The 19,547-nt window shown below is 59.5% G+C and carries 18 protein-coding genes; 9 read left to right on the top strand and 9 right to left on the bottom strand.

The annotated features are described in order from the left end of the window. Positions 1 to 24 precede the first annotated feature (24 nt). Complete coding sequence (locus tag WNY39_RS03250) at positions 25 to 891, top strand: sugar ABC transporter permease (RefSeq protein ID WP_342844003.1); 867 nt, start codon at positions 25 to 27, stop codon at positions 889 to 891. Next, positions 888 to 1,697, top strand: coding sequence for a carbohydrate ABC transporter permease (locus tag WNY39_RS03245; RefSeq protein ID WP_342844002.1), 810 nt, complete (start codon positions 888 to 890; stop codon positions 1,695 to 1,697). The genes WNY39_RS03250 and WNY39_RS03245 overlap by 4 nt, the downstream gene beginning before the upstream one ends. Positions 1,698 to 1,703: 6 nt before the next feature. Here WNY39_RS03245 and WNY39_RS03240 read toward each other — a convergent pair whose 3' ends face one another. Further along, a complete protein-coding gene (locus WNY39_RS03240) occupies positions 1,704 to 3,335 on the bottom strand; it encodes an alpha-D-glucose phosphate-specific phosphoglucomutase (protein ID WP_342844000.1) in 1,632 nt (543 codons plus the stop codon). Positions 3,336 to 3,570: 235 nt separating this feature from the next. Between WNY39_RS03240 and WNY39_RS03235 the strand changes: the two genes are divergently transcribed. After that, positions 3,571 to 5,214 carry a BCCT family transporter gene (locus WNY39_RS03235; RefSeq protein WP_342843998.1) on the top strand — a complete coding sequence of 548 codons (1,644 nt, stop codon included), beginning with the start codon at positions 3,571 to 3,573 and terminating at the stop codon, positions 5,212 to 5,214. Positions 5,215 to 5,314: 100 nt separating this feature from the next. Here the strand turns inward: WNY39_RS03235 and WNY39_RS03230 are convergent, their stop codons facing one another. Then, positions 5,315 to 5,980, bottom strand: a complete 666-nt coding sequence (locus WNY39_RS03230; protein ID WP_342843997.1) for a GntR family transcriptional regulator — start codon at positions 5,978 to 5,980, stop codon at positions 5,315 to 5,317. A 150-nt stretch (positions 5,981 to 6,130) separates the two neighbouring features. On the opposite strand from WNY39_RS03230, the gene WNY39_RS03225 reads away from it, so the two are divergent. From WNY39_RS03225 to WNY39_RS03205, 5 genes are all read left to right on the top strand, one after another. Then, positions 6,131 to 7,618, top strand: coding sequence for an FAD-binding oxidoreductase (locus WNY39_RS03225; protein ID WP_342843995.1), 1,488 nt, complete (start codon positions 6,131 to 6,133; stop codon positions 7,616 to 7,618). Positions 7,619 to 7,643: 25 nt separating this feature from the next. After that, positions 7,644 to 8,600, top strand: a complete 957-nt coding sequence (locus WNY39_RS03220; RefSeq protein WP_342843993.1) for an MBL fold metallo-hydrolase — start codon at positions 7,644 to 7,646, stop codon at positions 8,598 to 8,600. Positions 8,601 to 8,630: 30 nt separating this feature from the next. After that, entirely contained in the window at positions 8,631 to 9,578 is a 948-nt protein-coding gene (locus WNY39_RS03215; protein ID WP_341234770.1) for a tripartite tricarboxylate transporter substrate binding protein, read from the top strand. Between the two features lie 61 nt (positions 9,579 to 9,639). Continuing rightward, positions 9,640 to 10,068, top strand: a complete 429-nt coding sequence (locus WNY39_RS03210; RefSeq protein WP_342843991.1) for a tripartite tricarboxylate transporter TctB family protein — start codon at positions 9,640 to 9,642, stop codon at positions 10,066 to 10,068. 9 nt (positions 10,069 to 10,077) lie between these two features. Further along, positions 10,078 to 11,628: a tripartite tricarboxylate transporter permease gene (locus WNY39_RS03205; protein WP_341234768.1), complete on the top strand. Its 1,551-nt coding sequence runs from the start codon at positions 10,078 to 10,080 to the stop codon at positions 11,626 to 11,628. Here the strand turns inward: WNY39_RS03205 and WNY39_RS03200 are convergent. The 7 genes from WNY39_RS03200 to WNY39_RS03170 are packed head-to-tail and all read right to left on the bottom strand — an operon-like array spanning position 11,625 to position 18,124. Then, positions 11,625 to 12,401, bottom strand: a complete 777-nt coding sequence (locus WNY39_RS03200; protein WP_342843990.1) for an SDR family oxidoreductase — start codon at positions 12,399 to 12,401, stop codon at positions 11,625 to 11,627. The two genes, WNY39_RS03205 and WNY39_RS03200, sit on opposite strands and share 4 nt — an antisense overlap. Beyond that, complete coding sequence (locus tag WNY39_RS03195; RefSeq protein WP_342843989.1) at positions 12,398 to 13,501, bottom strand: FAD-dependent oxidoreductase; 1,104 nt, start codon at positions 13,499 to 13,501, stop codon at positions 12,398 to 12,400. Before WNY39_RS03195 ends, WNY39_RS03200 begins: the two co-directional genes overlap by 4 nt. Continuing rightward, positions 13,498 to 14,898, bottom strand: coding sequence for an FAD-dependent oxidoreductase (locus WNY39_RS03190; protein WP_342843987.1), 1,401 nt, complete (start codon positions 14,896 to 14,898; stop codon positions 13,498 to 13,500). Before WNY39_RS03190 ends, WNY39_RS03195 begins: the two co-directional genes overlap by 4 nt. Next, positions 14,898 to 15,182, bottom strand: a complete 285-nt coding sequence (locus WNY39_RS03185; RefSeq protein ID WP_342843985.1) for a (2Fe-2S)-binding protein — start codon at positions 15,180 to 15,182, stop codon at positions 14,898 to 14,900. The genes WNY39_RS03190 and WNY39_RS03185 overlap by 1 nt, the downstream gene beginning before the upstream one ends. Further along, positions 15,179 to 16,078: a dihydrodipicolinate synthase family protein gene (locus WNY39_RS03180; RefSeq protein WP_342843983.1), complete on the bottom strand. Its 900-nt coding sequence runs from the start codon at positions 16,076 to 16,078 to the stop codon at positions 15,179 to 15,181. Before WNY39_RS03180 ends, WNY39_RS03185 begins: the two co-directional genes overlap by 4 nt. A gap of 4 nt (positions 16,079 to 16,082) precedes the next feature. Further along, positions 16,083 to 16,961: an SMP-30/gluconolactonase/LRE family protein gene (locus tag WNY39_RS03175; RefSeq protein ID WP_342843981.1), complete on the bottom strand. Its 879-nt coding sequence runs from the start codon at positions 16,959 to 16,961 to the stop codon at positions 16,083 to 16,085. Then, entirely contained in the window at positions 16,958 to 18,124 is a 1,167-nt protein-coding gene (locus tag WNY39_RS03170) for a CoA transferase (protein ID WP_342843979.1), read from the bottom strand. The genes WNY39_RS03175 and WNY39_RS03170 overlap by 4 nt, the downstream gene beginning before the upstream one ends. 84 nt (positions 18,125 to 18,208) lie before the next feature. Between WNY39_RS03170 and WNY39_RS03165 the strand changes: the two genes are divergently transcribed. Continuing rightward, positions 18,209 to 19,546 (top strand): aspartate aminotransferase family protein, encoded by a 1,338-nt coding sequence (locus tag WNY39_RS03165; protein ID WP_342843977.1) that lies wholly within the window; start codon positions 18,209 to 18,211, stop codon positions 19,544 to 19,546. Position 19,547 lies beyond the last annotated feature (1 nt).

Here is a 19,547-nt window from a genome sequence, read left to right as displayed (position 1 = left end):
ACGCCGCCCCAAAGCGGAGCGCGCATGAAAGATCGCGACAATACCGGTTGGATTTTTGTGCTGCCTGCCGCGCTGGTTCTGGGCCTTGTGGGTTTGATCCCGCTGATGACGGTGGTGAATTATTCATTCTTCGAGATATTTATTCTGGATGCACGGTTTTGGGTCGGTCTGGAGTGGTACGAGGGTATCGTAACGTCGGGCCGGTTCTGGGCCAGCTTTGGCCGCAGCACCCTGTTTTCAATGCTGATCCTGACGATACAAATCCCGCTGGGCATCGCCATCGCCTTGTGCATCCCGCAGCGAAAAACATGGGTCGGGATCAGCCTTGCCGTGGTGGCGCTGCCGCTGCTGGTGCCGTGGAATATGATCCCGTCGCTTTGGCTGGCGCTGATGAACCCCGATAGTGGCATTTTGGGCCGGGTGCTTAGTGCGTTGGGCTGGCCAGCGGATTGGAAGCTGTCGATCCCGCACACATGGGCCGTGGTGATCGCGATGGATGTCTGGCACTGGACCAGCCTTGTGGTGATCTTGTGCTATAGCGCGCTGACCACCATTCCGCCGTCGCATTATCAGGCCGCCGCAATCGACGGGGCAGGGCCGTGGCAGGTGTTTCGCCACATCCAATTGCCGCAGCTTTATCATGTCTTGCTGATGGCGGTTTTGCTGCGGTTCATGGACAGCTTTATGATCTATACCGAGGCGTTTCCGATCAATGCAGGCGGGCCGGACGGGGCCACGATGTTCTTGGCGGTGGATCTGGGCGAAGAGATCAAGGCGTTCAACTATGGCCCCTCAGCCGCCCGTTCGGTGATCTATTTCCTGATCGTGTTGATCGTCGCCTATAGCTTTAGCAAAGCGCAATCCAAGCTCAGCGACAGGCAAACGTCATGAGGGATCGCGCGCGCATGTGGCGGGTCATCAAAGCCTTGGCGCTGGCCGCATTTGTGGTGTTTGTCAGCCTGCCACTGGTGCAGATGATGATGATCAGCTTTGTCGCGACGCTGGCCCATCCTGATACACCGCTGGGCGCGGTCACTTTGCGCAATTACAGCGCCATCCTGACCGACCCAAGCTTGCGATCTGCCTTTGCCAATTCGATCGCCTATGTGCTGATCAACATTTGCATCACGGTGCCGGTGGCGATCCCGGCGGCTTACGCGTTTTCACGCCTCTCCTTTGTCGGCGACAAGCATCTGTTTCTGGCGTTCATCGCCTTTCGGATCACCCCGCCTGTCGTCCTGACCCTGCCGATATTCCAGCTGTTTTCATCGCTTGGCATTGAGAATTCTGTCTTTGGCATCGCGCTGGCGCATTGCCTGTTCAATCTGCCGATTTCGATCTGGATTTTGCAGGGGTTTATATCCGCTGTGCCAAAGGAAATGGATGAAACCGCGTTTCTGGATGGCTATTCCCGTCGCCGGTTTATCTGGAAAATCCTTCTGCCCCAGATCGCCCCCGGCATCGCGGTCACGGCGTTCTTTTGCTTTATGTTTTCGTGGGTCGAGGTCGTGTTTGCGCGCATTCTGACCACCACCAACGGAAAGCCGATTTCGATGGCGCTGAACGCCTTGTTCGGATTTCAGACCGACATCGGGTTGGTGATGGCCGTCACGGTCGCGTCAATGTTGCCGGGGGCTGCGTTACTGTTTGCGATGCGCAGCCATCTGTCACGCGGGTTCAAGATCGGCAGCGTTTAGGGCGTTTCAGGTGATGACATCGGGCGTGGTTCTGCCAATGATTTTGTCCATGTCGCTGACCTGTTGCGCGGCGGCCCAGACGTCTGCAAGGGCGGCTTGGGTGTCTTGCGTGGTGTCGCCATCAGTGCCTGAATATTGCTCAAGATAAAGCCGGATCGTGGCCCCTTCGGTGCCTGTTCCCGACAACCGAAAGACGGCGCGCGCGCCGCCGTCAAAGCCGATCCGCAGCCCTTGGTTCTTGCTGATCGATCCGTCAACGGGATCAAGATAGGAAAATTCATCCGCCGTTGTCACCGTCAGACCGGCCAGGGTTTTGCCCGGCAGGTCATGCAGTTGATCGCGCAGGTGATCCATCAGGCGGTTCGCCTTGTCCGAGGCCACGGCCTCAAAATCATAGCGGGAATAGTAATCGCGACCGTAGGTTTTCCAGTGCTCCGCCAGTATCTCTGCCACGGATTGTTTGCGCACGGCCAAGATGTTCAGCCACAACAGCACCGCCCATAGCCCGTCTTTTTCGCGCACGTGGTTTGATCCGGTGCCGGCGCTTTCTTCACCACACAACGTGACCTTGCCCGCGTCCAGGAGATTGCCAAAGAACTTCCAGCCGGTGGGCGTCTCATAGGCGGCAATGCCCAGTTTTTCCGCGACCCGATCACTGGCGGCACTTGTGGGCATCGACCGCGCGATGCCAGCCAATCCGTCACGATAGGCCGGGGCCAGATGCGCGTTGGCCGCCAGTACGGCAAGGCTGTCGGACGGGGTCACATAAATGCCGCGCCCCACGATCATGTTGCGGTCGCCGTCGCCGTCTGACGCAGCACCCAGATCGGGTGCGTTGTCAGACATCATAAGATCCACCAATGGCTTCGCCCAGATCGGGTTGGGGTCGGGGTGGCCTTTGCCAAAGTCCTCGAGCGGGATGCCGTTGACCACAGTGCCCGCTGCGGCCCCTAATGTGCCTTCCAAAATGGCCTTGGCATAGGGGCCGGTGACCGCATGCATCGCGTCAAATCGCATGGTAAAGCCGCTGGTAAACAACGCGCGGATTGCGTCGAAATCAAACAGATCGGCCATCAGCGCCTGATAGCTTTCGACCGGATCAACCACGCGGATCATTATCCCCGCCTGACGGGTTTCGCCGATCTGGCTTAGGTCCACATCCTCGAAATCAGCGATCTTGTAGCGGTTGATGGTTTTTGTGGCCTCAAATATCTGGGCGGTCAGCTTTTCGGGGGCGGGGCCGCCGTTGCTGGCGTTAAACTTGACGCCGAAATCTTCGTCGATACCGCCGGGGTTGTGGCTGGCCGACAGAATAAACCCGCCGTCGAATGCGTTCAGCCTGATCAAATGCGACACGGCTGGGGTGGATAGGATACCGTTTTGCCCCACGATCACCTCGGTCGCGCCATTGGCCGCTGCCATTTTCAGGATGGTCTGAATGGCTTGCTTGTTAAAGAAACGGCCGTCCCCGCCGACTATATAGCGGCCGCCATCCCGGCCTCCAATCCCGTCAAATGTCGCTTGGATGAAGTTCTCAAGATAATTCGGCCCCATAAAGACGCGGGTTTTTTTGCGCAGCCCGGATGTGCCGGGCATTTGCCCTTCGATCGGCGTGGTCGGGGTAATCTGGCTGGTCATCTTGTCGTCCTTGGCTTGGCAATCATCTCATGCGTACTGCGCACCACAGGGGCCTTGGGGTCAAGCCTTGCCGTGCGGTTAAATCGGTCTAGCTGCACATCTCATTGCGCCGTTGTTCAAGGGGACGCCAAAAGATGAAGACCACCGACACTACCCCAACCTGAGATAGATGGCGACGTCTTGGCGCAAATAGGGTACGAAGTTAATACATAAATATAATGAAGGAGGACATCTTATGACAGATGTGACGACGCCAGGCATTCCGACCCCGGATGGCGCGGCTGATGTGATCGATACCGATTACACCATTGGCCAAGACAACGTAGAGGGCAGCGTCGGGCCGTTCGGCTTTGATATTCACAACCCGGTTTTCATGATCTCGGGGATCTGCATCGTCGCCTTTGTATTTTATACGCTGGCGCTGCCTGAACAATCGGGCACGTTATTCAAATGGTTGTTCTCCTCTGTAACCAAGGGGTTCGACTGGTTCTTTATTGCAGCGGGCAACATCTTTGTTCTGTTTTGCCTTATGTTGATCGTCACGCCGCTGGGCAATGTCCGATTGGGCGGTGCATCGGCGGTACCTGATTACAACTATCTGGGCTGGTTTTCGATGCTGTTTGCCGCGGGTATGGGCATCGGGCTGATGTTCTATGGCGTCTCTGAACCGCTGTCGCATTTCTCAAGCTCGTTAGGCGGGACGGCTGTGGGCGACGACGGGCTGCGCACCGACTGGGCCCCCTTGGGTGCCGCTGCCGGTGATCAGGCCGAGGCAATTCGCCTAGGGATGGCTGCCACGATCTATCACTGGGGTTTGCACCCTTGGGCGATCTATGCGGTGGTCGGTTTGTCGCTTGCATTGTTCAGCTATAACAAAGGCTTGCCGCTGACCATTCGTTCGGCTTTCTACCCGTTGCTTGGTGAACGCGTCTGGGGTTGGCCGGGGCATCTTATCGATATCTTGGCTGTCTTTGCGACGCTCTTTGGCTTGGCCACATCGCTGGGCTTTGGTGCGGCGCAGGCGAATGCCGGTCTGAATGAACTGTTCGGCGTTCCTGTCGGGTCAACGGCGCAAGTCCTGTTGATTTCAGGTATTACGGCGGTGGCATTGGTGTCGGTACTGCGCGGCCTTGATGGCGGCGTCAAAGTACTGTCCGAGCTGAACATGGGCCTTGCGTTTCTGTTGCTGGCCTTTGTCTTGCTGGTTGGTCCGACGTTTTTGATCCTTAAGACCTTTGGATCGTCGCTGGTGGCCTATGTGGAATATCTGCCGGGTCTTTCCAATCCCATCGGGCGCGAGGACGTGAACTTTAGCCAAGGTTGGACATCGTTCTATTGGGCATGGTGGATCAGCTGGTCACCTTTCGTGGGCATGTTTATCGCGCGCGTCAGCCGTGGCCGGTCGGTGCGTGAATTCGTGACCTGCGTGCTGCTGATCCCAAGCCTTGTTTGCGTCTTGTGGATGAGCGTCTTTGGCGGCGTTGCGATCCAGCAGGTTGTGCAAGACGGCTATACCGCCGCCCAAGAGGCAGAGTTGCCACGCCAGCTGTTTGCCATGCTTGATGCGCTTCCCTTGGCGGGGATCACATCGATGATCGGGATCATTCTGGTTATCGTGTTCTTTGTGACTTCGTCAGATTCCGGATCGCTGGTGATCGATACGATCACTGCGGGCGGCAAGGTGGATGCGCCAGTGCCACAACGTGTGTTCTGGTGTGTGTTCGAAGGTGCGGTCGCAATTGTGCTGCTGCTGTCTGTCGGCGGGCTATCGTCGCTTCAGTCGATGGTCATTTCGACAGGGTTGCCGTTTACCGTGGTGCTGCTGGTGATGTGCTATGCCATCTACAAAGGCTTGCGGTCAGAGCTGAAGAACACCTGAAGACATTGAAATGAAAAAAGCTCCCCGTTGTCTTTCGACGGCGGGGCGCTTTGCGTTTAGGGGCAGGGCATTTGACAAACATGGAATGCCGCCGTTTTTCCTATGTCGCGGTGTAAATCTGTTCCTCTCGGGAATGCTCCGACAGATGCGTGATATGTTTGGCGCAAATCTCTTGCGCCTTTGCGACGTCTTTGATGGCGCAGGCGTCCAGCATGGCGGCATGTTCATTCATGGATTGATCCAGATGTATTCCGGTGATCGTGAACAGATGCGTGCGCAGGGCCATGAGCGGGCCGATTGTGGTCTCATAAGACTTGATCATCGAACTGTTGCTGCTGCCCGAGATGATGGCGCGGTGGAATTTCAGGTCGCCGCGTGAATATTGTTTTGTATCAGAGGTTTTTATGGCGTTCTGCATCTGATCCATGCCTGCGCGCATACCCGCAAGCAGGCAGTCATGGTTGCGCTCAATCGCAAGGGCAAGGCAGGCGGTTTCCATGATCGTACGATGTTCGCAAAGGTCGCGGGTCATACGTTCGCCGGGCGAAAATACGAAAGAACCGCGCTTTGGAAACACCCGCACAAGACCCTCGATCTGAAGCAACACAAGGGCTTCGCGCACGGGGGAGCGGCTGATCTCAAGCTGATCCGCCAGTTTCTGTTCGGATAGCTTTGTGCCCAGTGGAAACGTCCCCAAGATGATCGCCTCGCGGATCCTTTCGGCGGTCAGTTCGGTGAGAGATTTCTGTGGTGGAATCGGGTCCATGCGTCTGCTTTTTAAAATTGAAGCTATGGGAAGATGTAGTGATCTACCATGTTAGATGTCAATTGACACAATGCCCTTCCATGTAACATGGTAGTTTCGGGAGTGAGTCGCGCTTATATGGAAACGCGGCAAACAAGGGGGGAAACGGACGTGGCTACTTCATCGGCAAGGGTGTCATCAGAACAAGACGTGTTGTTGCAAGGCTGCGCACAAATCGTTGGCGCGTCTCAGGTCTTGTGCGGTGACGATGACATCGCGTTGCCGTTTCGCCAAGATTGGACAGGTCAGTACACGGCCATACCGTTGGCCGTTGTGCGCCCGAAAACCACGCAAGAAGTGGCGGACATTGTCAGCTTGTGCCGCGCGCACGGTGTTTCGATTGTTCCATCGGGCGGGCGAACGGGCCTGTGCGGCGGTGGCGTTCCGGTATCAGATCACAGCAGTATCATCCTGTCGCTTGAGCGGATGAGCGCGGTCCGTGCCCTTGACGTGGACGGGCGCAGCATGACCGTCGAGGCGGGCGTGATTTTGCAAACGGCGCAAGACCATGCGCGCGATAACGGCTTGGTATTTCCCCTGACATTTGGTGCGCAAGGCAGCGCCATGATCGGCGGCGCGTTGTCGACCAATGCGGGCGGATCGAACGTCGTGAAATACGGCACGACCCGCGAGTTATGCATCGGGATCGAAGCGGTGCTGCCGGATGGGTCGGTGATCAACGCGCTGACAGGTCTGCGCAAGGACAACACCGGCTATGACCTGAAGGATTTGCTGATCGGGGCAGAGGGTACGTTAGGCGTTATCACCGCCGCCGTGTTCAAGCTGCATCCGATGCCGCTGACCCGCACCACTGGCTTTTTGTCCTTGGCATCTTTGGCAGATGCGCCACGGGTGTTGAACGCCTTGCAGGACCGGACGGGCGGCGGGGTAGAAGCCTTTGAATACATGCCACTGGCCGCTGTTGATGTGATCTGCCGTGAATTTTCCGCGATCCGTCAACCTTTGGAAACACCGGCAGACACCGGCATATTTTTCGAAGTCGCCTCAAGCCGCAAGGATGATGCGGAAGCTGGCGCAGATGGTGATCCGCGCCTGCAAAGCATGGTTTTTGCGGCGCTTGAAGAGCTGATGGAGGAGGGGATCATCCTTGATGCGATGATCGCCCAGTCAGAGCAACAGCGCCTTGATCTGTGGACCATGCGAGAGTCGATCCTGGAGGCGATTACCGCCAATGGACCCGCTTATCACATGGATATTTCGCTGCCGCTGGCCGCGATTGCCGAATTCGTCTCGACCATGGATGCGGCGGTGGCCCCCATGGGGTTTCGGCCACTGACCGTCGGGCATCTGGGCGATGGCAACCTGCACTATGCATTAAGCGCGGCACAGGGGCAGGATTGGGAGAGTTTGCCCCTCGCGCAGGCCAAAGCGCAGGCCTTTGCGCAGCTGTCGCGTCTGAACGGATCGTTTTCGGCAGAGCACGGGATCGGGCAAAGCAAGTTGGATGTGATGCAAAAGTTGAAAGAGGCCAGCCAACTGGCCGCGATGCGCGCCATAAAGCAGGCGCTGGACCCAGATGGGCTGATGAACCCGGGAAAATTCATTCCCGCACAGGGTGATACCGACAAGGCAAAATAGTCGTTTCTTTATGGGAGGAGAAAGAATGAGACAGATAATTGCAAAAGGACTGGGTGCGGCGCTGGCGCTTGGATTGGCGATGCCCGCAAGCGCGCAGGCGCTGTTTGACGGGTGCCCGTCGGGTGAAATAATGGGCCGCTTTGTGGAATTTGGCCGCTCAGGCAAGATGCCACCCGATCTGGGCCGCTGGTTAAGCACGCCAGACGCGCAAGAGGTCGACACATGGGCCCCCTTCGACAATGTGAATTACGTCGGTATCTGCTGGGTGTCGTCCTGGCTGGTGCACACCGATGACGGAAGCGTTTTGATTGATACGCTTTATGGCCCGTTCACGCCGGTATTGCTTGAGAATATCGCCAAGACCGGCACCGATCTGGCGGATATCAAATACGTCTTGATGACCCATGGGCATTTTGACCACGTGGCGGGTGCCGCGGAGCTTAAGCCATTGTTGCCGAATGCAACATTCGTGATGACCCAAAAAGGCTGGGACGAAGCCGTTGCATCGTCAAAGGCATCGCAAGCCGGGCCACGCGCATGGCAGATGATAGAACCTGAAATGGTCGCCGCGGACGGAGAAGAGATCAAGCTGGGTAATAACAGCTTCACCGTTTTGGCAACGCCGGGCCATACATGGGGCACCGCGTCCTACGCCTATGATGTTCAGGACGGCGACGAAACGCACCGCGCGGTCACGATCGGCGGTCTGGGCCTGAACGCGATTGAAGGCCCCGCGCAGGTAGAGGCGTTTATCGACAGCCTTGATCGGCTTCGCGCCCTGACCGAGGACGGCGATACAGGCATCGACGTCCACCTGACGACCCACGGTTTCTCTAACGGGTTGGACGAAGACCGTCAGGCCATGGCCACGCGCAAAGAAGGCGAGCCAAATGTGATGGTCGATCCGGAAGGGCTCTTGGCGCAGATCGCGACATTGCGTGAGGGTGCCGTCAAGCGGCTGGCCATCGAGCAGAACAAGTGAACGACTGAAAACAACCAGGGAGGAAGACCAATGAAACTTACGTCTAAACTAAAGGCACTGGGTGCCGCAGCGCTGATCGCGTTGAGCGCGCCGATGGCTGCCCACGCTTGGGAGCCAAGCAAACCAATCACCATCCAGATCGGCTTTGGGGCCGGGGGATCGACCGACACCATGGGTCGTGTTCTGGCCGAAGTGATCAAAGATCAAACCGGATGGAATGTCATCGTTGAAAACCGTCCCGGCGGCGGCGGTGTGGCGATGTTCACCAGCGTGTCGCAGCGGCCCGCTGACAATCACACCATCGGCATGGGTGTCGGCATTCCGGTGCTGGTGCAACTGGTCCAGCGCGGCGATGAACTGCCGTTTGACATCGACAGCTTTGATTATCTGGGCACCATCGCCAAGGCCGAGCTGGCCTTGGTCGCCAGCGCCGATGCGCCGTTTGACGATCTGCAAGGTATGATCGCCTATGCCAAAGAGCAGGGCAACATGCCGCTTGCCACCATGGCACCGCCACAGGTGTTGATGATGAAAGCAACGACCAAAGCCTCGGGCGTGGATTTCAATCTGGTGACTGCGGATGGTGGTGCCGAAGTGATCCGGTTGATTTTGGGCGGTCAGGTTTTGGCCGGTTTCGCCTCGGGCGAGCATTTCCCATATCTTGAATCCGGGGACATGAAGGTGATTGCCAGCGCGAACCAAGCGCGGTTGAGCTATGCGCCGGACACCAAGACATTCGTTGAATCCGGCGTTGATGCCTTTGTTGACGCGGTGTTCTTTCTTGCGATGAAGGCTGGCACCGATCCTGAGGCCGCAGCCGCCATTGCGGCCGCGATTGATGCGGCTGTGCAATCGCCGGAAGTCGCGGAAATCGTGCGCAACGCGGTGCAGGGTGATCCGATCAACATGGGCCCCGAGGGTGCCAAGTTGATGATGGTTGACGGCCTTGCGAATGCAAAGCGTCTCTTCGCGAACTAAGCTGATGTGCCCCGCTGCCGGTGGCGGCGGGGCACACACCAAAGGGAGGGGAGACCCGCATATGACCAACTCAGCCGACCGTTTAACCGGCGCGTTTTTTCTGATCTTCGGGCTTGCGATGGTGTTCCTTGTGATCCCCGCATATGTCGAAGCGCCCGAAGGCGGCAATCTGTCGCCCCGGACACTGCCCTATGTTGTGGCGTGGGTCATTTCTGTTTGCGGTGGTCTTTTGATCCTCAAACCTACAACCCATCAAGCCCCTGACGGGCGCTTTTTCATGCAGGCTGCGGCCTATGTCGCAGTGTTGGGTGGGTCTATTTATGCGATGTCTTTGTTCGGGTTTATCTATGTGGCACCCGTACTGGCCCTCGTGATCATGCTGATGATCGGCGAACGCCGCCCGCTTTGGCTGGGGATCGGTGCCGTGCTCATGCCCGCCGCGATCTGGTTTCTTGTCACGCAACTTCTGGAACGGGGCTTGCCCGGATAGGACGCCGTTATGGTCGATCTCTCAATTATTTTGGCCGGTTTTGGGGATGTGTTTACCCCCATTAACATGCTGTTTGTCGTCTTTGGCGTTGTGCTGGGGCAGTTTGTCGGTGCTGTGCCGGGGATCGGGCCGGTGATGGCGATGGCCATTGCGATCCCGTTCACCTTTGGGCTGGACCCGCTGCCTGCCATCGCTTTTCTGGTCGGCGTCAACAAGGGCGGGCTGGTCGGGGGCGCGGTGCCTGCGATTTTGATGAATACGCCCGGCACGCCCGATGCGGCAGCGACCGCGCTTGACGGCTATCCGCTGGCGCAGCAGGGCAAGCCGCTGAAGGCGACCAAGATGGCGTTGTTTTCATCCATCACGGGCGACACGTTCAGCGATATTGTTCTAATCACCGTCTCTGCGCCGCTGGCGATCCTTGCGCTTAAGATGGGCCCCGTCGAGATCGTGGCGCTGATGGTTTTTGCCTTTTCCATCATCTCGGGCCTGATGGGGGAGTCGTTGATCAAAGGCGTTATTGCCGCGGGTTTGGGGTTGATGTTTTCCTTCGTTGGTACGGACCCCGAGCATTTTTCCCCCCGCTTAATTTTCGGGTTTTGGGACTTGTTCGACGGGCTTGCCTTGCCATCCGTGGCCATCGGGATGTTGGCCATATCGGAAATCTTGCGGCGCATGTCCGATGGCTATGGCCGCGCGGGGCAGGGCATTCTGACGCCGGACAGTGGTAATCCCGATGATCGCCGTGTGACTTGGGCCGAATATTGGTCCTGCCGATACACCTTGTTGCGCGGGGCCACCATCGGCACGATCCTTGGCGCGTTGCCCGGCATCGGCTCCACGGCTGCGGCGTTTATGTCTTACGCGATGGCCAAGGCATCCTCGAAAGACCCCGACAGCTTTGGCAAAGGCAACATCCAAGGGATTGCGGCCACTGAATCCGCCAATTCCGCCGTGGTCGGTGCCAACCTTATCCCCTTGCTGACCCTTGGCATTCCAGGAAGCGTGACCGCCGCGTTGATCATCAGCGCGTTCATGATCCACGGGATGCAGCCCGGCCCGCTATTGTTCCAGACCCAAGGCCGGCTGGTCTATGGACTGTTCGGCGCGATGATCATGGCGAATTTCGTGAACCTGTGGGTCGGCCAAGCAGGTCTGCGGCTGTGGGTCAAAGTCGTCTCCGCACCCGAAGCGGTGATCTTTTCCTCGGCGCTGTTGCTGTGCTTTGTCGGTGTGTCGATGGCGACCAACGGGTTGTTCGGCATAACGGTCATGCTGATCTTTGCCGTCATCGGCCTGCTGATGCACAGCTTTGGCTATTCCATGGTGATCTTCATCATCGCATTTTTCCTTGGGCCGCAGTTTGAAAAGTCACTGTCCCAAGCCACGGCGTTGTTGAACGGCAATCTGCTGAACATCTACACAAGCCCTGTTGCCATGGCCCTTTTGATCCTGTCGGTGGTGTCGCTGTATTGGTTCGTGTCAAAACGAACCAATACAGTTGCGGACACCACCAACCTAGGGGTGCCGGATGGTGAAACGCTGGATCAAAAGCGTTAGAAGCGCCCGCAATCCACCTTCATCTTATCGCCCGTGATGGCAGAGCTTAGATCGCTGGCATAATACAGCGCCGCGCGGCCGACTTCCTCAGGCGCGACCCAGCGTTTGAGGGCGGCAACATCGGTGTAATTCTCGCGCTCGATCTCGGACGCGGGGCGACCTTCGGCTTCGGCGCGGCGGGCAAGGATGCGGTCCATATTCTCACCGGACACCGCGCCGGGCATCAACGCATTGACGCGCACGCCGACGGGGCCAAGTTCACGCGCCATGGTTTCGGTAATGCCGATCAGGGCGAATTTGGACGCCACATAAGCGGACCGCATCGGATAGCCCTGAATGCCCATCAGCGAGGACATGTTGATGATCGATCCCGACTCTTGGGCGGTCATGATCTTGGCGGCCTCTTGCAGGCAATACATCGCACCCACAAGGTTGATGTTCATGCAGGTCACCCAGTCGCCCATGTCGACCTCGGCCACCGGCGCGATGGGGCCGGGGCCGCCTGCATTGTTCAGCAGGACGTCAACGCTGCCCGTGATGTCGCGGGCCTTGGCGAACATGGCGCGCACGTCATCCTGATCGGACACGTCGCAGGCGATGGCATGCCCGCCAACGGCCTTTGCGACCTTTTCCAACGGTTCCAGCCTGCGCCCTGCGACAACGACCGTTGCGCCTGCTTGGGCAAAGACATGGGCCGTTGCTTCGCCGATGCCGCTGCCACCGCCGGTGATTACGGCCAGTTTTCCGTCCAGTCGGGCCGGGTCTTGTGTCATGTCATGTCCTTTTCAAAATCGCGCCCCGGGTCGAAAAGGGGCATTTCGGGCTCTCGCCCCAGAATAGCATCGCCCATCAACTGCCCGATATAGGGGCCGATGGTGTACCCGCCGCGCACGCAGCCCAGCACATAGGCGTCAGGAACGCCGGGCAGGGCACCCGCCAGCGGGTAAAAGTCGGGCACATTGGCCTCGAACCCTGTCCAGCTGCGTGTCACGCGGGCAGCACCAAGGGCGGGCACCGCGTATTGCGCGAGCGCAAGATTGGGCCGCACGGTTTGCGCGTTCACAGTGCCACGCCCGTCTTGCGGGGTGCCAAGCCCCTGCCAGCCACCGCCGATCAAAACGGTGCCGTTGGCCTTTTGCTTCATGGTTAGCAGACCCGTCGCATGGCCAATGACGCTGCCCATCAGTGGTGGCATACGTTCGGTGACAGATACCGTGTTGACCCGCGCATTCACGGGCAGGTCCACATCCAGCAGCGTGGCAAGGGGTTTCAACCACGCGCCCGCCGCCAGCAAAATGCGTTTCGCGTGGATGGTGCCGTGGGGCGTGGTCAGGGCGAAACCGTTGTTGCGGTCAATTGCCGTGACCTCGCACCCCTCGCGATAGGGAATGCCCGCATCGCGTAGGCGTCCACGGTAATAGTGACCGGTGAGCGAGGAATTGGCATAACCGTCCTCGGCGCAAAAACTTGCCGCTTCGACCTTTTGGGTCAGGTTCGGTTCGGCCGCGCGCAACCGGTTGTTGGATACAAATTCAATCGGCGCGCCTGCCTGCGCCTTGAGGGTCTGACGTTCCTGCAGCATCTCGGCCTCGCGGGCGTTGAACGCCAGCGTGTAGCCGCCGGTTTTGGCAAAGCCGACGGCATCGCCCATTTCTTCCCACAGATGATGCCCCTTTAGCGCATAGGGCATCAGTTTCACGCGTTTGATTTGCAGGCTGAGCGTGCCCGCGTTGACGCCGGACGCGCCCTGACCCAGGTCGCCCTGATCCAGAACGATGGCGGACATGCCGCCTGCCGCGACGCGCAATGCGGTCGCGCAGCCCATGATGCCGCCGCCGATGATGGCGATGTCGTATGTTGTGTCAGCGGTCATAGCGGGGCCGGTTTTGGAATGGGCAGATCGTCATAGTCAAAGTCGCCCGCAGCTTGGCCAAGCGGCACTGGGCGTAAGGGCGGGCGCGGTGTCGGGGGCGGCACATCCGAGATTGGCGTGCCCGTTTGCGAAGCGATTAGCGCTGCGATGGCCGTCTGGCAGTATTTGCCGCCACAAGGGCCCATGCCCGCCCGCAGTCCTGATTTGACAGCATTGGCGCTGGCAGCACCGGTAGTGATCTCCGCTGAAATGTCCGCATGGCACAGGCTTTCACAGCGGCAGACGATGGTGTGAGGCGTGGTAAGTGCCTGCACCTCGGGGCGCGGCAGGCTGAGGGCCGTCATCGCTTGGCCAAACCGCGCGGCCCGCTGCCATGGGCGCAGTGATGGTGTGGGCACGGGTTTCCCCAGATCTCGGGCAACCCGTGCGCCCGTTAATGTCCCTTGAAGGCCTGCGGCGGCCACCCCGCGAATGCCGCAGCCGTCGCCGCACAGATACAAACCTTCGACAGGTGTCGCCCCGTCCGGCGCGGCGTCGGGCACCCAACCACCCAATTTGGGATCGTGGCGTATGGGTACCCCAAGCATCTGCGCGGCTTCGATTTGCGGGGCCAATCCGTGGCCCAGGCACAAGCTGTCTGCGGCAAACTCTGGGCCTGCTGTAGTGTTGTGCAGATTGCGGGTCATCACGCCGGTGACACCGTCGGTGCCCGACACTTCCGACACGGCATGGCCCCACAAGATCGGCACCCGCGCCAGCATCAAATCGGCCATCCAAACGGCCCCTCGCGCCAACAGCTTTGGCTGGCTCAGCATCGCTGGCACGGCGCGCGCCCAATCAATGCGGGTGTTTGGCGTGACGATGGCCGCGACCTCGCCCCCCAGACGGCGGATTTCGCTGGCCACATAAAATACCAACGGGCCGGTTCCGCTGACGACCGTCCGCTTGCCGGGCAGGGACAAGGATTGCTTGAAAAGCGCCGTGGCACCTGCCAGCCCGATCACGCCCGGTGTGGTCCACCCCGGCACCGGCTGCACATATTCGCGCGCACCCGTGGCAAGGATCAGCGCGCGGGCGGTGATTTCCGTTGATGTATTGTCTTGCAAGATTTGCAGGTGCCATAGGTCCGTCTCGCGCCGGATATCCCAAACGCGGGTGTTGGAGCGTTGTGTTACGGTGCTTTCGCCCAAGGCGCTGCGCAGCGTATCACCTGCCGTGCCTTCGGGTGTCGCGGGGGCAGAGACGATGCTGGCGGACTTGCCACGCCACACCTGCCCACCAGCTGCGGGCTGTTCATCCAGCATGACAACACGCAACCCGCTGCGCGCGGCTTCCAACGCGGCGTTACCGCCTGCGGGCCCCCCGCCAATCACGGCAATATCGTAGGGATCAGGCATCAGGCCCGCGCGACCACAAGATCAGCGGCCACATCCGTGCGGCAAGCCTCGACCACCTGGCCCTGCACAACGACAGCGCATTCCTGACACAGCCCCATGCAGCAAAACGCGCCGCGCGGGGCCTTGTCATTGGGGGCGTGACGCAAGTTCAAATGCCCCGCGCGCAGCAGGGCGGACACGAGGCTTTCGCCCCTATGCCCCTCTACAGGCGTGCCATCAAAGGTGAAGGTCACCCATTCGGAACGCTGTATTTGCGTTGCTTGGTTTGGAACCAGCCGGATCATTTGTAAGAGATGCCCAGTTCATCAAAGGTGCGCTTGATCTTGTCGATATCGGCCTCGGCCAAGGGCAGGACCGGATCGCGCGGAATACCGGCAGGTTGGCCGATCAGGTTCAGCGCGGCCTTGAAGGCAGCAGGCCACGTGCCCGTGCCCATCAACACTTCGTACAGAACCGTCAGTTGATGATGAGCGTGGCGATAGGTGTCATTGGGCGCGCCGTTCCCCACTGCCGCCATGTCAGAGGGCAGCATGTCGGTGAATTCCGGACCCGTGGCGATAAAGCCTTTTGCGCCAAGGGCAAAGGCGGGCAGGATATAGTGGCAGGGGCCGGTCATCACCGACATGCGATGGCCAAGGCGGTGCAGCAGATGCGTGTGATAGAAAAAGTCCCGCTGGCTTTCCTTGATCCCGATGACATTGTGATTGTCGAGCAGACGTTCGGTCTGGTCGATGGTCAGCGAAAAGCCCATGCGGCGTGGCGAGTTGTAGAGCACCAGCGGCAGTTTGGTGGCGGCTGAAACCTTGTCGAACCGTGCCATCAGCTCGGCCTCGGACGCCTTGAGCACATAGGTCTGCGGCATCGACAGCAGCACATCGGCACCGTTTTCTTCGGCGGCGCGCACATAGGCGAGCGAGGCGTCGATCGTGGGGGCGGACACGCCCATCATCACCGGCACGCGCCCTTTGGCGGTGTCTTTGGCCAGCCGCACAAGGCATCCGCGTTCCTCTGCGTTCAGCGCCCAGCTTTCTCCGTTGTCGCCCGCGATGCAGATGCAAGTCGCGCCCCGTGACAGCAGGAATTCGAACAGATCGACAAAGGCATCCTCCATAATCTCGCCACGGTCGTTGAAGGGGGTCGCGATGGCGGGGACATAGCCGTGAAGGTCGTCTTTTTGCATGGGATCAGGTCCTTGGTGTCGGGATTTGGCAGGTGAAGACGCCGCCATATTGGGCGTCCACGATGAAAAGGCGGTGCGGGTCGGTGGAGTCAAAGGTAACGGACGTGGTCCAAAGCCCGCGCGGCAGGCGCACATCGGCGATCAGGTCACCGACAGCGTCGAAAACATAGGCGCGGCCTGCTTGGGCCTGGGCAACCGCCAGCCAGCCGTGGGCGTTGCAGGCCAGCCCGTCGGGGCCAAGCCCGCCGGACAAGTTCAGATAGGTGCCGACCATGGGCATGCCATCCTCGGGCAAGCGGGTCGAGAATTTCCAAACCTGATTGGCGCGCGTCGCGGCCACATAGACCCACGCGTTGTCGGGCGACACGGTGATGCCGTTGGAATAGGGCACGCAGTCCAGCACAAGCCGCAGATCGCCGTTATGCCAGCGATACACCCGTCCGCGCGGGTCGCTTAGGCTGGTGCGCCCACTGTCCGTGAACCAAAGCGCGCCGTCGGGGCCATAGGCCATGTCCGACAGGCCAAGGAAGGGCGACGCGCCGCCGGTGCTGAGAATGTCAAAAGTGGTGTCGCCGGTCAGCTCGATCAGCCCGTGTCGGTAATCTACGGCAATGCGGCGACCATCGGGGGCGATGCGCATGGCGTGGGGCTCGCCGTCGATCTGATGCATCTGCGTCCAATCACCCGCAGGCGAGACGCGGAACACCCGCCCATAAGGCACATCTGACAGCCAAAGATTGCCGTCCTTGTCAAAGAACGCGGCCTCCAGAAAGGAATGCATCGTCTGACCGGGACGTGTCATTTTGGCCCAAGCCGATGGCGCACCCCGGTGATGCAGATCATCGGGAAGCTCGGTCCAAAGGGTCGCGGTCAATTGGGTCATGTCACGATCCCTGCATCGTAAAGCTGTCTGATCTGCTGCGCGCTGAGCCCCATCTCGGATAGAACCGCATCGGAGTGTTGGCCGAGCGTCGGAGGCGCTTGATGTACTGTGGCCCCTTTGCCGCCCATGTGGAAGGCTGTTGTGGGCAAGGGGATGTCCGTATCCGACGGGCTGGGTTGAAAATAACCGCGGGCCGCAAGTTGCGGCAATGCGACCGCTTCGGCCAAGGTCTTGACCCGCTCTGCCGGCAGGTCAGCCGCGCGCAGGCGGGTCACCCAGGTGTTTGCGTCTGCCGTCAGGAATATGTCGCGCAAGGCGCTTTTGGTGGTGTCGGACAGCGCCCAAACGTCGGGCCACGTGTGCACTTGTGTCAAAGCGGGCAGCGAGTGGCCCAGCCCGTCCAATAGTGTCGCGAGCTTGCGGTATTGCGCGGGGTGGAACGCGCCTAACATCAACTGTCCGTCTTGCGTGTCATAGCTGGCAATGCCCGGTTCTTTGCCCCGCGCGACAGATGCGGGGCGCTGGGCGGCGGCGGCTTCGGGGGCCATCATTTGCATTGCGATCTCAAGCATTGAGACCGAGATATGCGTGCCGCGCCCGGTTTGCGCGCGCTGGTTAAGCGCTGCGGTCACGGCAAAGGCAGCGGCATATCCCGTCGCGTAATCGACGAAGGACACCCCCGGTTTGACACCGCCGCATTGGCTGATGGTGCCGCTGGTGGCCTGTATCACATTGTCATAGGCACCATGTTCGGCCTGCGGACCGCTGTCGCCATATCCGGTGATGGAACAATAGATCAGTCTGGGATTGATGGCTGCCAGAACATCGTACCCAAGGCCAAGTTCCGCCAAAGCGCCGGTGGTATAATTCTCGACGATCACATCGGCAGTTTTCGCGAGCGACTTAAGAAGGTCGGCCCCCTCAGCGCTGCGCAGGTTTATGGCAAGGCTGCGTTTGTTGCCGCCCTGCACCTGATAGTTCAGCCCAAGCCCTGCGGCGTTCAGATCATCATCCGGCCCCCGTCCGCGGGCGCAGTCCGGATTTGACGGGTCTTCGATCTTGATCACATCTGCGCCCAGAAGCCCCAATTGATAGGTGCAAAACGGCCCGGCCAACACATGGGTCAGGTCCAGCACTTTTATGGTGTTCAACGCGGTGGTCACAGAAGGAAAGCCTTGCGATCTGAAATCTTCGTGTCTAATATACAAAACACTAGTTTATATACAAGACATAAAGATGTGAGAGCCATGGCCAATAGCAGCGTCTTCCACCGCGACCTCAACTCTGACCTTCCTGTGGTCGTTGCGGGGGATGGGAATTACCTAATTGATGCGTCGGGACGGCGCTATCTGGATGGGTGTGGCGGGGCGGCTGTGTCGTGCATCGGCCATGATCATCCCAAAGTGCGCGAAGCGATCAAGGCACAGGTTGATAAGCTTGCCTTTGCGCACACCGGATCGTTTACCAACCAACCGGCCGAAGATTTGGCAGCCTATCTGGTGGCGCGCGCGCCGAAAGGGACGGGCAATGGCAGGGTGCTTTATCTTGGCTCCGGCTCCGAAGCGATGGAGGCCGCGTTAAAACTCGCCCGGCAATATTGCATCGAGAAGGGGGAGCCAGACCGCCACCGGATCATTGCGCGCAAGCCAAGCTATCATGGCAATACATTGGGGGCCTTGGCCACTGGCGGCCATGCGGGCAGACGCGCGCCCTTTGCGCCCTTGCTGATTGATGTCACGCATATCGACGCGCCGTACCCCTATCGTTTGCAGCATAACGGCGAGAGCGAGGCCGATTTTGCGCAGCGCATGGCCAATCTGCTGGAAAATGAGATTAAACGCTTGGGGCCTGAGAGCGTCATGGCCTTTGTCGCGGAGCCTGTTGTGGGCGCGTCCTTGGGCACGCAACCTGCGCCAAAGGGGTATTTCAAACGTATCCGAGAAATCTGTGACCAATACGGTGTTTTGCTGATCGCTGACGAGGTGATGAGCGGCATGGGGCGAACCGGCACCACCTATGCACTGGAGCAAGAGGGCATCGCTGCCGATCTAACCACCATGGCCAAGGGGCTTGGTGCCGGATACCAGCCGATTGCCGCCGTTCTGGCCGCGCAAAGCGTGGTTGATGTGATTAAGGCAGGCAGTGGCAAGCTGTGGAACGGGCATACCTATATGTCCCACGCGATTGCCACGGCGGGTGCCTTGGCCGTGCAGAACGTGATCGACGACGAAAACCTATTGGACAATGTGGCCAAGCGGGGCGCGCAGCTTGAGGCGGCGTTGCGTGCTGCATTTGCCCACCATCCCCATGTGGGCGACATCCGCGGGCGCGGGCTGTTCTGGACGGTTGAGCTGGTAGCCGATCTGGGGACCAAAGCGCCGTTTGATCCCGCCGACGGTATCGCCACGAAAATCGGCGCGGCGGCCAAGGCGCGCGGCGTCATGACCTATCCGTCGCAGGGCTGCATTGACGGGGTTCATGGCGATCACGTGCTGTTGGCACCGTCCTATACCTCGACCGAGGCCGAGATTGATCTGATCGTTCAGACGCTTTCCGCCGCCGTTGCCGGCGTGTTGGAGCAGTAGA

Source organism: Sulfitobacter sp. AS59, assembly GCF_038899995.1.
Lineage (GTDB): Bacteria > Pseudomonadota > Alphaproteobacteria > Rhodobacterales > Rhodobacteraceae > Sulfitobacter.
Note: the sequence above shows the minus strand (reverse complement) of the source record. Positions and strands in the feature narration are given on the sequence as shown.